The sequence below is a fragment of the Acinetobacter sp. GW821-FHT01C12 genome (assembly GCF_059422625.1).
On the sequence record NZ_JBWKXD010000004.1, the window covers coordinates 312,565 to 326,827 of the forward strand.

General features: G+C 39.0%; 13 protein-coding genes and 2 tRNA genes. 9 read left to right on the forward strand and 6 right to left on the reverse strand.

Features of this window, described 5'->3' with window-relative positions; all coding sequences use genetic code 11:
* Window positions 1-131 precede the first annotated feature (131 nt).
* The 6 genes from AC07WY_RS13185 (at window position 132) to AC07WY_RS13210 (ending at window position 5,710) form a co-directional block, all read left to right on the forward strand.
* Window positions 132-389, forward strand: a complete 258-nt coding sequence (locus AC07WY_RS13185; RefSeq protein ID WP_004816878.1) for an FAD assembly factor SdhE — start codon at window positions 132-134, stop codon at window positions 387-389.
* A complete protein-coding gene (locus tag AC07WY_RS13190; RefSeq protein ID WP_494736485.1) occupies window positions 376-783 on the forward strand; it encodes a protein YgfX in 408 nt (135 codons plus the stop codon). The genes AC07WY_RS13185 and AC07WY_RS13190 overlap by 14 nt, the downstream gene beginning before the upstream one ends.
* 202 nt (window positions 784-985) lie before the next feature.
* Window positions 986-1,147, forward strand: a complete 162-nt coding sequence (locus AC07WY_RS13195) for a hypothetical protein (protein WP_004725737.1) — start codon at window positions 986-988, stop codon at window positions 1,145-1,147.
* A gap of 220 nt (window positions 1,148-1,367) precedes the next feature.
* Window positions 1,368-2,456 (forward strand): hypothetical protein, encoded by a 1,089-nt coding sequence (locus AC07WY_RS13200; protein WP_004816880.1) that lies wholly within the window; start codon window positions 1,368-1,370, stop codon window positions 2,454-2,456.
* Between the two features lie 66 nt (window positions 2,457-2,522).
* Complete coding sequence (gene rrtA / locus AC07WY_RS13205; protein WP_262087123.1) at window positions 2,523-3,095, forward strand: rhombosortase; 573 nt, start codon at window positions 2,523-2,525, stop codon at window positions 3,093-3,095.
* Window positions 3,096-3,511: 416 nt separating this feature from the next.
* Window positions 3,512-5,710 carry a TRAP transporter large permease subunit gene (locus tag AC07WY_RS13210; protein WP_419335908.1) on the forward strand — a complete coding sequence of 733 codons (2,199 nt, stop codon included), beginning with the start codon at window positions 3,512-3,514 and terminating at the stop codon, window positions 5,708-5,710.
* Window positions 5,711-5,768: 58 nt separating this feature from the next.
* On the opposite strand, the gene AC07WY_RS13215 is transcribed toward AC07WY_RS13210, so the two are convergent.
* Window positions 5,769-6,548, reverse strand: a complete 780-nt coding sequence (locus AC07WY_RS13215) for an AraC family transcriptional regulator (RefSeq protein ID WP_494736486.1) — start codon at window positions 6,546-6,548, stop codon at window positions 5,769-5,771.
* 163 nt (window positions 6,549-6,711) lie between these two features.
* Between AC07WY_RS13215 and AC07WY_RS13220 the strand changes: the two genes are divergently transcribed.
* Window positions 6,712-7,632, forward strand: a complete 921-nt coding sequence (locus AC07WY_RS13220) for a DMT family transporter (RefSeq protein WP_034614348.1) — start codon at window positions 6,712-6,714, stop codon at window positions 7,630-7,632.
* A gap of 99 nt (window positions 7,633-7,731) precedes the next feature.
* Here the strand turns inward: AC07WY_RS13220 and AC07WY_RS13225 are convergent, their stop codons facing one another.
* The 5 genes from AC07WY_RS13225 to rnr all read right to left on the reverse strand — a co-directional run bounded on the left by AC07WY_RS13225 (window position 7,732) and on the right by rnr (window position 13,818).
* Window positions 7,732-8,175: a hypothetical protein gene (locus AC07WY_RS13225; protein ID WP_494736487.1), complete on the reverse strand. Its 444-nt coding sequence runs from the start codon at window positions 8,173-8,175 to the stop codon at window positions 7,732-7,734.
* Window positions 8,176-8,190: 15 nt separating this feature from the next.
* Window positions 8,191-8,400, reverse strand: a complete 210-nt coding sequence (locus AC07WY_RS13230; protein WP_171066870.1) for a YheV family putative zinc ribbon protein — start codon at window positions 8,398-8,400, stop codon at window positions 8,191-8,193.
* Between the two features lie 54 nt (window positions 8,401-8,454).
* Window positions 8,455-10,482: a M3 family metallopeptidase gene (locus AC07WY_RS13235; protein WP_494736488.1), complete on the reverse strand. Its 2,028-nt coding sequence runs from the start codon at window positions 10,480-10,482 to the stop codon at window positions 8,455-8,457.
* Between the two features lie 92 nt (window positions 10,483-10,574).
* Entirely contained in the window at window positions 10,575-11,210 is a 636-nt protein-coding gene (locus tag AC07WY_RS13240; protein WP_419335912.1) for a hypothetical protein, read from the reverse strand.
* Between the two features lie 157 nt (window positions 11,211-11,367).
* Window positions 11,368-13,818, reverse strand: a complete 2,451-nt coding sequence (gene rnr / locus AC07WY_RS13245) for a ribonuclease R (protein WP_178283395.1) — start codon at window positions 13,816-13,818, stop codon at window positions 11,368-11,370.
* A gap of 264 nt (window positions 13,819-14,082) precedes the next feature.
* Between rnr and AC07WY_RS13250 the strand changes: the two genes are divergently transcribed.
* Window positions 14,083-14,172: transfer RNA gene (locus AC07WY_RS13250), tRNA-Ser, on the forward strand.
* Window positions 14,173-14,187: 15 nt separating this feature from the next.
* A tRNA-Arg gene (locus AC07WY_RS13255) sits at window positions 14,188-14,261 on the forward strand.
* Window positions 14,262-14,263: the final 2 nt, after the last annotated feature.

The window sequence follows — 14,263 nt, forward strand, 5'->3', positions numbered from 1 at the left end:
TTATGTGCCGCAATGAGATGAATGCTCAAAACTCATTTTTAAATGATGAATTTGGTCATTTAGAAGAATTTAGCGAGAAATTGGTCGGGAATCGGGTAAACTAAGTCAGAATTAACCATTGGGGGAAAATGATGTCAGAAGAACTTACTTTAGAAGAACGTAAAGTGATTTATCGTGCTCGTCGCGGTTTAAAAGAGATTGATGTATATTTTGACCCATATGTAAAACAATATTACTTAGCAGCAAGTGCGCAAGAAAAAGCCTTGTTTAAAGAGTTAGTTGATCAGGAAGACCCAGATTTATTGGATTGGTTTATGGAAGTTTCAGAGCCACCTCGACCTGAACTCAGAAGCTTGATCAATAAACTTAAAGATTATGTCCACGGATGAGTTAAAGACTCACCAACGATATCAATTCAAACCCAGTCGTATTGCACTGGGTTTTCAGCTTTTGTGTTTAACAATTATTTTTATAGTGCTGTACTCCATTATCACTGTATGGATAAGTGGATTACTGTTGTTGTTGTTGGCGTGCTTCAGTCTAAAAATATTTAGAATGCGTCCAAAAGTCCGAAGTTTAGAACATTTTGATTTAGATCAGCGGACCCTACAATATGAGGATTCCAATCAAATTCATCATGTGCAAATTCAGCAAATGATTGATCATCGATTTTATATCGCAGTGTATTTTGCTGAGAAAAACAATAAAAGTTTAATTATTTGGCAAGATCAAGTGAGCAAAATACAGTGGAAATCTTTAAAATCTCGGGTAAAACTAAGTTAATTGTCTAACAAATATAAAAAATCTAATTTAAATTTAATCTAAATAAAACATAATCTTATTTATATTTTTGCTTATTTAATATCCATTGTTAGACCAAATATATACAAAATAGCGCAATTGTAAAATTGTCCGACAATTATCTCTGTAAAAATCTGATCTTGCATGTAAATTAAAACTACCAACAGCGAGGAGGAATTTCCAAATGGGTGAAATTCATACGTTTTGGTTCTTAGTGGTTGCAATTGTTTTTGCAATTATATTTGGAAGACTAGGAACTATGCTGAGGGAACAGATTGAGAAAGCTAACGCTAACAGTGTTAATGGTAGCAAATTTAAAAGACTTAAAACCAATAAACTCTCTTAAAGAGTTTACCTTTTAACAAGTAGCATGTGCTGAACCGTCGCAATGCTACTTTTTTTTGCTTAAAATTTGTATAAAAACCAGATCAGGTCAATTGAATACTTTCTATATTGTGGCAAATTCTTCAGATGAAATTAGAGCTATTACTCTGTTATTCAGAGATTGCATCTGATATTGTTATTTTAAAAGGGATATAAACACAATTATATAGAGGACAGGAAGTATGTCTAAGGTCCACAAGCTTGGTCAATTGATGCTGACCGCTGTTGTTGCCTCATCTGTGTTATCAGGTTGTTCATATGTTGTAAAATCAGGTGCCAATGTTGCGCTTGGCTTTAGTGAAAAACATATCGTCCCACCCATTTTGGCGGGCAATGATACTGATATGGCGTGCAACTCAGGCAATGCATTAACGCCAGCGATTATGGCAACAAAAGATATGGGGGCCGACCCCACCCGTATGGCAGTATTGTTATATTCAGCTGCGGGGATGTGTGCAGAAAATCGTGCTTTGGATGCAGAACTCAGATATTTACGTGCTTCAAAAGACGGTAAAGTGACTGAAGCGCAAGATGCTCGTATAGAACAAAAACGTTGGGCAGCCCTTGCCGCAGAACGTCAATACACGGGTTATCAATTATTTGCAGAACGTTGGCAGGCAAAATATAAATATACTTTAGGTGATTCTTGTCCAACCATGCGTAAGGACTTAGATCAAACTATCTATTTAATTGGTATGCTCAGTGGTTTGCAAGCGATGACCAATGACATTAACTCTGGCGGTGCAGTCAATGTACCGAAAGATATTGCTGCGATTGTTGAACGTGGTATGGCATGTCTAGACAATAACAAATTCTGGGGTGCGCCAATGGCGACCCGTGCAGTGATTTGGATATTGTTACCAGGTGCAGGAGACGGTAAGCCTGATCCAACCCAGACTTTACAACAATCAATGCAAATCGCAGAACAAAAAGGTGTTCGTCTAGCATTTGCAATGAATGCAGTTGCAGCACAAGCCAGTGGTGATGACGCTAAATTAAGAGCGGCGTTAAAAGCTTATGCAGCATCGCGTGCAGATGATAAGCCAGTAAACCCTGAATTTAGATTGTTAGATGGTATGGCAGGTCAAATGGTTCAAGGTATTGCAGATCGTTATTGGACTGAACATACTGGTGTTCGTGCAGCAGATGATGGAATGACCACATTCTGGGATGAACAAGCATCTACGGGTGATGATGAATTGTTTAATGATTTACCTGCACCAACTGAAGAGCCAAGTGCTTCAGCTGACGAACCTGTAGCAAATCCATAGTATTCAATTGCATGAATTGGTTAGAATTGAGGAAGAGCGACAGCTCTTCTTTTTTTATGGTGTAGCATGGAACAACACAAGTTAGATAAAAATATATTGTTTATTGCAACCTGTATCATTTTTTTTGCAATTCTTCAGCTTTTTCAAAATCATTTCATTTACCAGCATGATGTTTTTTTAAGCCAGCCTTGGCGTTGGTGGACAGGGCATTGGGTTCATGTGGGGTGGATTCATTATGTTTTAAATGTTTTGGCTTTGGCCTGTTTACCATTTTTATTTCCAAACATTAAAAAGCAAGTTTTTATTGCTTTATTGCTTATTTTACCGCCTTTACTCAGTCTCTGTTTTTATCTGATTTATCCTCATATTTTTGCTTATGCAGGTTTGTCTGGGATTCTTCATGGCCTGTTTGTATTTTGTGCAATCGTCAGTTTAAAAGAAAAGCCAGAACGAAATTTTGCCTTCATCGTATTGTTATGCATCCTCGGCAAAATTACATGGGAACATTTTTTTGGTGCACTACAAACTGAACAATTGATTGGTCATCCTGTTTTAATACAGGCGCATTTGCTTGGGGTGATTTTTGGAAGTATTTGTGCCATCTTGAGCTTAATTTTTCGACTTAATGTTATGAAATAGAAAATGAATCAAGAATATTATTTGTATGAAGTATTATTCTATAAAATTTCATTATTTTGATGAGGTTAAGCACATCGAAGTGTAAAGATATTTAAAAAATAAATTTGAATGAATACTTTGTAATGAATGGATGCTGATTCTCATTTGTGGTTAATTATGTGAATGTTACATCTATTTTAGTTGTAAAAAATATAAGTACTGAGTTGTTTTTTCACATTTAATGATAAGACTATAGATGAGTTGACAAAAAGCTCGCCAAAAAAATTAATCTTTGTCATGTTTTTCTTAGGAAAATTAAGGCAAATTTGAGTGGTGATGATAGGAATGGGTATTGGTAAAGGATTTTACCTCTCACCTAATAATAAAAGATAAGCTGTGCAAGCGATTGTACACTGGTTATAAAAACTGGAATAACAATGCAAGAACCTGTAAATAATAGATCGGGATTAGGTCTACTCAGTTATCTCTGGAATGAGTGGTTCTCAACCTTTTCCATCCTTATTCTGCTTCTCCTGACCTTGATCATTGGGACAGGGGATATGATTCATGGGCAAATGCTTCGTTTAGGTGAACGCCTATATGGAGACGAAAAAATAGGAATGCAATATTCCTTTTTACGTGCTGAGCCCAACAAACCTTCATGTGACCGCAATGTAGATATCGATAAGCTTGTTAAAGAAAAAATGCAACAGGAAGCCAGTGATCCTGATGCGGCATTTTTTGGTTTAACGCCAGAAGCAGATGTTCGCGCTTCATTCGTTTCAGCTCAAACGGATTGTGAACAGAAATATGCGTTCTATGATAAATCGATCAAACATATGGAAGATCATCCATCCCTTCGTTCATATCGTTCGATGGAAACGGGTTTCTTCTGGATATTGAAATGGGGCTCTGAACATCGCGTACTCATCCTGATTTTGATGGTGGTGATTGCTGCAATTACAGCATCATTGAAGATGCATCATATTGGGCTACGTCCAGCGCGTACCAAGCTTGATTTTAAAGTCTATAACATTGCGATGGTACTGGGGAATGCCTTACTGAGCTTCTCGGTCATTAGCCAATATCGTTCAGTACTCAATTCTGGTGTTGAATCGACCCTTGAAACGATTGGGGTCTATTGGTTATGGATGATTCTGTTTGTGGTCTTAACAGTCATCAGCCTGTTTAAATTATTCCGTACACCAGAAAATGCTGAAGAAGGTGGTAAATTTGGCCTTGCGCTGCTGAGCATACCTTTATATGCCTTTATGGCAATTGTGACAGGTATTGCGTTTACTTTCTTTATGGACTACCCAATGGGGCAAGGTATTTACCTTGGCTTGTTGACTGAATTTTCAAATATCTTCCTTAACTTAGCACTGTTTATTTGGGCGGGTATGTTATTGACCCAAACACGTGTGATGGATCTTTTCTTGGCGATTCTTCGTCCTTGGAACTTAGCGCCTGAAACGTTGACGTGGATCATTTTGATTGGTGCTGCAATTCCAACCGCATATACAGGTGCTTCGGGAATCTTCGTTGTTGCTGCTGGTGCAATTATCTATAAAGAAGTGTGGAATTCAGGTGCACGTCGTCAATATGCATTGGCTGTTTCAGCAATGTCAGGTTCACTTGGTGTTGTATTACGTCCGTGTCTATTGGTGATCTTAATTTCAATGCTGGATAGCCGTCATGTAACTTCAGACGAGTTATTTGATCATGGTATTTATGTATTCTGGTTAACCGCATTTATTTTCTTAGGGGTGTCGTTATTCCTTGCTGAGAATAAGTTCCGTATTAACTCACCGAAAACTGCTGTCCCTGGTATGTTGCGTGCTTTCGTTCCAGTGCTTCCATATATCTTGATTGTTGCTGTCGTGATTGGCTTCTATCAGTTTGGTCTGGACACGAAAATGGATGAATTTACTGCACCTGTAATTCTTCCAATCATGCTATTGGCATTTATTTTATTTGATAAGTTATTGGGTAATAAATTACCAATACCAGAAAACCCAAATAAAGCGCTTGCTCTAGAGCATGAAAAAAATTCTGAATACTTACGTGAGCATGGCGATACTGCTGAAACAAAACGTGGCTTCCGTAGCGCAATTCGTTTTGCAACATCGGAAAGTGTTGGTCATATTGGTGCGTTAATTATCTTAATGGCATTGTCTGCAAGTGTTGGTGGTCTGATTGAACGTAGTGAGATCGTGACCATGGTTCCAACGCATCTGGGTAGTATCTTGGTGACACTTGGCTTTATGGCATTGTTACTTGCATTAATTGGTATGACAACAGATCCATTTGGTGCGGTGATTCTCGTTGCTGCAACGATTGCGCCAGTTGCATTTGAAAATGGTATTCATCCGATTCACTTCTGGATGATTGTACTGGTTGCATTTGAGTTTGGTTATGTTACGCCACCTGTTGCGCTCAACCATTTGCTGACGAGGCTCTCGGTCGGTGATGCAGAGGTTGCCGCCGCCGATGCAGAGGCAAAAGCCAAATATACAAGCTTCTACTATCGTTATGAGCGTTGGATCTTACCAATCGTGGTGCTGTTCTCAGCATTGGTGATTGTGACCTATGCGCCGTACATGTTTAACCTGTTTGACTGGTATGCCAGTAAATAATTGAATGTCTAAAAAGCGCCTTCGGGCGCTTTTTTTCTGTCTGTGGCTTTGAATAGATTTAGTGATCTTCAAATTGAAACTGCTGAATGTACTCACTCGGCGTCAAACTGGTTTCACGTTTAAACATGGCACTAAAGGCACTGGCACTGTCATAGCCCAGATCCAGCGCAACGTTGAAAATAGATTTATTCATTGCCAAATCAGTCATGGCTTGCATCAGCCTTGCCTGCCGTACCCAATGACTAAAATGCATATTGGTTTCTTTCTGAAAATGTCGAGTGAGGGTCTTCGGACTAACATGTAAAAATTGGGCTGCGTGTTCGAGTGTCCATGTATGGCTAAGATCAAGTTTGATTTCAGCACAAAGCTTTTGCAATTTAATATTTTGTGGCTCAGGTAAGTTAAATGGTAGAACAGGGAGAAGCTCCAACTCATCTAAAATTAGTTCAAGCAATCGTGCTTCACGACTTTGAGGATGGATTGTGGTTTGAATGTGCATCGCTGAGCGAATAAGCTCTTTTAGCAGAGGCGAGATCGTGACAACACGACATTCATTGACTAATTTTGAACGCGCATCTGGCTCAATAAATACACCATAAGCTTGCACATCACCACTGATCAGTAACGCATGAGCCTTATATGCTGGAATCCATACACCGCGTCCCGGTGGCGTGACCCATGTTCCTTCTGTCGTTTGAATACGGAGAACACCAGAAAGCGTATGAATCAGTTGAATACGTTCATGGCTATGCCAATCTTCAATATGCCCATGGGAATAATTTTCAGTAAAGGCATAAATTGGATAATCTAAAAATCCATGATCATAATTATTCCCCACGATTTACTCCTCATTCAATACGGCACTGCCAATCACACATTCGTGGAATTGCTTAGTCCTCAAGCATAATGTCCTTTTTGCGATAGTTATTGTCATTTTGTCGTACAAATACAAAATGATTATTTTTTAACATGGTTGAATCTTTCTGTATAGGCAGAGCAGCATGTTTCAAAAAGCTTATTTCTACCCATTGTTTGCCATTTTATTTTGGGCTGGAAATGTGATTGTGTCTAAAATGGCAAGTCATGCAATTTCACCTGTGGCGATTACATTTTATCGTTTGGTTTTTGCGCTCGCGGTGATGAGTACTTTTGTGTTGATTCCTACTTGGAAAAATCGCCATATTATTCGCCAGTATTGGAAACATTTGGCTTTAGGTGGATTTCTTTCTGTATCCTTATTCCAATTTTTGTCTTATCAAGCAGCGACAACCACGACAGCAACCAATATGGCGATTGTGACAGCATTGATTCCATTATTGACGATTATTTTAAGTACATGGATTTTAAAGGATCAGATTAGCTATGGCTTAGTGATCGGAGGCTTCTTATCATTCTATGGCATCTTGTATTTATTGAGCCATGGGCATATTGCTCAAGTTTTTAGCCAAGGGATGCATCTTGGCGATGGCTTGATGTTACTTGCCGCAATCGGCTACGCCTTATATGGTGTGCTGTTAAAACGTTGGAAAATGCCGATCCCTGCATGGCAATCGAATTTTGTGATGTCGAGCTTTGCCATCTTATATGTTTTGCCATTTTTTATCTTTTTACCGGCATCACAAATGCAACTGAATCAACAGACCATTCCTTTGATTTTGTACGCCAGTATTTTCTCATCGATTTTATTGTCTTATCTATGGATTGAAGGCGTAAGACATTTGGGGCCCAATAAAAATAGTATTTTTATGAATTTATTGCCTGTGTTTACAGCTTTAATTGCCGTGGTGCTCTTGGGTGAACATTTACAAGTTTTTCATTTGGTTGGTGGTGGTTTAACACTCTGTGGAATTTTATTGGCGCAAATTATCCAAAAGCCAATCCAATGGAAAAAATCAACACAGCAGTCGTTGGACTCACTTTAAAATATTGAAATGTCTATTCTTTAAAATAAAAAAGCCTTAACTTATAAAGAGGTTAAGGCTTTCTGATAGCAGATCGTTATTTTTGTACATGATCAAAAATTATTGATTTTGTGCCGCCATTTGCTGTTGAAGTAGCTTGATTTGCTCTTCCTTAAGTTTAATCAATTGATCAGCATCAGCATGTTGTGATTTGAGGTTTTGTTGCTGATCATCAAGTTGTTTTTGGATGTCTTCTAGTTTAGCCACTTCTTCTTTCGCTAAACTGGCATTTTCAGGAATTTTATCTTTTAAAATGGATGCTTTGACCAACTCTACATTGGCAGTCTCTGAGGCTGCACTTTGTTCAACAGGCGTTGCCACAGGGGGTGCTGCCGCTTCCACTTTCTTCGCAGCAGGTGTAGTCTGATTCAATTGCTCATTGATTTGGGTGCTTTCAGAGGTGTTATTTAACCAGAAAAAAATAGCAATTAAAACGATAACTGCCCCCAACCCGCCTGCAATAATCCACATTAATTTTGAATTGTTTCTTTGTTCTATATGCATTTTATTCGGTCCGATCTATTTTGAAGAGCGAGGCTTGAATTGAATGACCCCAATTTCATCAGGTATAGCAGGTTCTTCAGGCGCATCTACATGGGTAGGGCGATTTTCAGAATATCCACACTCGATGCATTCAATCCATTCAGCATCGCCTTGGGTGAGCATAACAATACGATCCATCGCTTCACATTTTGGACATTTTGCACCAGCAATGAAACGACGTCTAATATTCATACACCCACCACACTTTAAACAATTTTGACCGTTAGTTTAAGCGTTTTTTTAGCTATTCGTCCAACCTTGATGACGTAATAATGCATCTATTTTAGGTTCACGACCACGGAAATTGATAAATGCATCAAGTGCTGTATCTTTTCCGCCAACTGCAAGGATTGCCTTACGGAACTCTTGTCCAGTTTGGGTATTAAACACACCTTCATTTTCAAAGCGGTCAAAAGCATCACTTGCTAAAACTTCTGCCCATTTATAAGAATAATAACCCGCAGCATAACCGCCCGCAAAAATATGGCTAAAACCATTTTGGAAGCGGTTATAAGGTGCTGTTGCTAAAACTGCATACTTCTGGCGAATATCATCTAAAGTTGCTTGGATTTGTTCAGCATTTAGTGCCGGTGTAAGTTTATGAATGGTTAAATCGAACAATGCAAACTCAATTTGTCGTAAAGTTTGCATACCTGACTGGAAGAAACGAGCATTGAGTAAGGCTTTTAAAAGATGCTCAGGAAGTGAGTCTTTAGATTCAATATGTTCACTGATTAAAGCCAAGCTTTCCGTATCCCATGTCCAAAATTCCATAAACTGGCTAGGTAACTCCACGGCATCCCATGCAACGCCGTGTGTTCCAGCAACTGCAATATTGTCTACTTCGGTCAACATATGGTGTAAGCCATGACCAAACTCATGGAATAAGGTATTCACTTCATCATGCGTTAATAGGGCAGGCTGATCACCGACAGGTGGGGTAAAGTTCCCAACCATATAGCAGATTGGTTTTTGTAACCCCGTTTCGGTTTGCATACGCGAGCGGAAACCACTCATCCATGCACCACCACGTTTACCGTTACGTGCATAGAGGTCAAAGTAAAAACCACCAATCACAGTGCCTTGGTCTTCTAGTTCATAATAATGAGCATCTGTATGCCAAAGTGGTGCTTGGCGTTCAATGACTTGAATTCCATATAAACGATTGACCACATTAAATAAGCCTTGAATCACTTTAGGTGCAGGGAAGTATGGTTTTAAATCTTCCTGAGAAAGGTTGAACTGTTGAACTTTTAGTTTTTCAGAATAATAACTACTGTCCCAAGGTTTTAGCTCATCTATGCCATCTTGTTTGGCAATGGCTTTGAGTTCTTCGATTTCTTTTAATGCAGGTGTACGTGCATGCTCTGCTAAATCAACCAGAAATTGATCAACAGTGGCCACATCGGGTGCCATTTTTGAAGCAAGTGAGTATTCTGCAAAATTTTCAAAACCTAAAAGCTTGGCCATTTCCTGACGTAAGCTGAGGATTTCAACCATCACGGGTGCATTGTCAAATTGCGTATCGCTGGCTTGATCTGAGGCGCGTGTAACATAAGCGTGATAGATTTCTTCACGGAGCGCACGATCTTCTGCATAGGTCATGATGGCCAAATAAGATGGAATATCTAAGGTAGCAACAGGCTGATCTAGTTCGCGTTGTTGACCGTATTGTTTGAGTAATTCAATACTGCCTTGTGGTAGACCTTTAAGCTGATCCGTGGTTAAAGTTTTGCTATAGGCTTGGGTTGAATCCAAAACATGATTAGAAAAATCAGAAGACAATTGGGATAATCGTGCTGAAATTTCTGCATAGCGTTTTTTAGCTTCACCTTCGAGGGCAACACCTGAAAGTTTAAAATCACGTAAAGCCAGCTTAATTGCACTTTGTTGCGCCGTTGGCAAGTCGCTAAAAATCGTATGATCATAAACATTTTGATAAGTTTGGAATAAGGCAACGTGTTGACCGATCTGAGTGTAGTATTCACTTAGACTTGGTAATAAGTCTTGATAGACTTCACGCGTTTCAGTGTTATTCATCACTGCGTTGAGGTGTGACAAAATTCCCCAAGATTCACTCATGTTATTTTCAAGTGAATCTACATTTTCGATCACTGCAAGTTGTTGTTGAATGCTTTCAGGGACTTGGACCAAGTCATTTAAAAATTTTTGACCGTCTTGGATGGCTTTTTCAATATTTTGTTTGAGTTGATCTAAACTAATTTGATCAAATTGCGGTACTGGCAACGTTGCCTGTTCTAGTGTCATGAGCTTTATGCCAAATCATTTCTTAAGTTATAGATAGATGTAGGGCTTCTGGCAGGGGAAATCAAGGTGTGACAATAAAATTAACACAGATGTTAATGGACTTGTTTGGTTTTGAGGTTGTATTCAAAAGGGATAGAATATGCGCCCGCATCAAAACTGATGCCTAAAATATCTTTTTTAAGATAAAAGCCATTTGCATTTTTTAGCGCAATAAAATTTCGATCTTCAGCATAGTATCGGTATAGGTATTGCAGATCTGCGCTATCACAGTCATTAGACGTTTTAGAAAGCGTTGCTGTTTTATTTTCAATACATGGGTCAAGTTGCTGAGCAATTTCATTTGAGATTTGTGCTGCGGACAATTGATATTTTTGTAGAATTTGTGACAATGTTGCGAACTGTTTATTTTTTAAATCGATCACGTAATACTTTTCACGAAAATAGCTTCGTCCGCCTTCAATTTCTAAATGGGTATAAACACTTAAATAGTTTTGATCCTGATAGATCTTTCCTGAACTAAAGTCGATACGTGTAGCATCATCTGCCAAAAGTTCGTGTTTGATCTGTTGGTTGATTTTTTCAAAACCTTTGCCTTGGATAAAGGGAATATTTCCTGAAAAATTCGTATATTTTGAGGGAATAGGTTGGGTTTTAAAGGTGATGGTTTCAGCAGAAGCTACACAGCTGAGTAGCAGTATTGAGAGTGATAGTATATTTTTAATTTTCATGCTGTTATTTCTAGAGTTATTTGAGTCGCTATAGATGCATTATAAAACAAGGAAGACTCTATGAGGGTACAAGAAAAGTATTTTTAGACGTATTCAAATTTAAAATTTTAATGATAAAAAAGAGAGCCGAAGCTCTCTGATTTTGTGGTAAGTAAAATTACTCAGTCTTTGCTTTTGCGTTCGACTTTTTCTTTTTTGCTTTAGCCTTTTTCTTCACTTTATCTTTAGCCTTTGTTTCAGGCTGAGTTGCAGCACTTTTTCCAGGTTTTTTATTGTAAGAGCTGGGTTTTCCTTTGGGCTTTTTCTTTCGAATGGGACGTTCCCCATCTTCGCTGGCATTCCCACTGTCAGATTCAGATTTAACTTTGACAGGACGTTCAGAAAAAACTTCTTCTTTGGCAACGGGTTTTGCAACACGTGGTGCACGACTACGGATTACACGGCCCGCATGCGACAGTTGTTGTAACAATTCAAAATCAATCTTACGTTCTTCTAGGTTAACCCCAGCAACTTTGATCTTGACTTCGTCACCCAAGCCAAAGGCTTGACCACGATTTTGACCGACTAAATTTTGACTAACTTGGTCATAAACAAAGTAGTCATCGCCCAATTGACTCACGTGAATCATACCATCCACATATAAGTCTTTTAGGGTTACAAATAAACCAAATTCAGCAGTTGCACTGATCACACCAACAAATTCTTCGCCTAAATGTTGCTGCATATAGTGACATTTCAGCCATGAAGTAACCGAACGCGAGGCTTCATCTGCACGACGTTCAGTTGCAGAGAAATGTTCACCCGCATCTTCTAAAGCCGCACCTGAAAGTGGATACTTTTTGTTGGTTAAACTGGCTTTAATCGCACGATGTAATAGCAGGTCAGGGTAGCGACGAATTGGTGAAGTGAAATGGGTATATGCTTCATAAGCCAAGCCATAGTGCCCCACATTTTTTGGACCATAGTAGGCTTGCATCATTGAACGTAATAACACTGCATGAATACTCGGTGCATCAATACGATCTTTGGTTGCTTCAATCACCGTTTGATAATCGGCTTGTGTCGGTTGGTCAGGGAATTTAAAGCCCAATAATTTCACAAAGTCTTTTACTTTTTGAATGCGTGAAAACTCTGGTGCTTCATGCACACGATACAACATTGGAACTTCATTTTTTAAGCAATATTCTGCTGCTGCAACGTTGGCAAGCAACATGCATTCTTCAATAAGCTTATGCGCAACATTACGTGAACGCGGTAAAATTTCTTTAATTCCACCCAATTCATCAAAAGTCATGTAGGTTTCAACGGTTTCAAATTCCATTGCATGACGTTGTGCACGTAAACCTTTTAAAGTTTCATACAATTGGTAGAGCGTATTGACTGACTTACGGACATCACGATCTTCAGGAATTGCATTGCTGTCGCCATCCAAATATTGTGCAACTTGGGTATAGGTTAAACGTGCTTTTGAATGCATCACTGACGGATAAAATTCAAATTTAGTCACTTTACCAGCACGACTTAAATTTAAATCACACACCATACATAAACGGTCAACATGTGGATTTAAAGAACATAAGCCATTTGAAAGTGCTTCAGGCAACATTGGTAATACATAGTGTGGGAAATACACTGATGTACCACGTTCTTGCGCTTCATCATCTAAAGGTTTACCAACACGGACATAATGACTGACATCTGCAATCGCGACAACGACACGATAGCCACCACCAGGACGTTTTTCCGCATAGACTGCATCATCGAAGTCACGTGCGTCTTCACCATCAATGGTGACTAAAGGCAAATCTCGTAAATCTATACGGCCTTGACGATCTTTTGCAGAAGGTTCTTTAAATGCTTCAGCTTCTTTGATGACTTCTTCTGGGAACTCATAAGGTAAACCATATTCTAAAATGGTTTGTGGGATAATGATTTCAGTATCAGCTTTATCCGCCATTGATTGAATCACATGACCTGTCGCAAATTCATCTCGTGTTGGATAGTCATCAATTTCAACACGTAATGCATCGCCGACTTTGGCTTTGGCATGTTCAATCAGTTCTTTTTCTAAAGTTATGGGTTGATGTGCATTGGGAGGTGCAGGTTGAATAAAGTATTCACCTTCAAATTCTGCAACTTTACCAATCAGTTGTTTAACTCGACGTTGAGTCACTTCGGTAATATAGCCCCAAGCTTTACCTTTACGATCTACAGAAGTTTGTTGGACTTTAACGCGGTCACCATGGAAGACTTGACGTAATTCGCGCTCAGGGAGAAGGAATTCATCTTTCTTACCATCTAAGCTTGCAACGCCTAAACCTTTAGCGTTGACATAAACAGTAGCGTCTAGGGTAGGTTGATCTGCCATCAGCTGATATTTAAAACCATCTTTCATCAACTGACCATCACGGACCATTGCACTTAAACGATGGCTGAGCGCATCTATACTTTTTTGATCGACAATTTCAAGCAGTTCAACAAGATCTGCATGTGACAATGCTTCTTGTTTTCGTTCAATGATTTCTAAGATAAGGGTACGACTTGGAATGGGATTGTCGTAACGCTCAGCTTCAGCTTTGGCTTCAGGATCGACCCAATTTTTCATGATGTATTTGGTTTCTAGTCAGAAGATATGATTAGCATAAGACATAGCGTGGAATACTGCACGTAATTGATTGCAATATTGTGTTTTTAATTTAGTTTTTAGAGAAAATTTCTAGGTATTTGTAGATTGTGATTATTTTGCAGCATAAAAAAACAACAAAATGATGAAAATCGCTTAAAAAGTATTTAATTGAGTAAATTTCTCTATTTTTTTTAATGTCATCACTTGCCGAATCGGGTTTTAGTTTGTATTATGGCGGCTCGTTACGGTGAGATGGGTGAGTGGCTGAAACCACATCCCTGCTAAGGATGCATACGGGTAACTGTATCGAGGGTTCGAATCCCTCTCTCACCGCCAACGATTACTTATGACGCGCTCATAGCTCAGCTGGATAGAGCACTTGGCTACGAACTAAGGGGTCGGGAGTTCGAATCTCTCTGAGCGCACC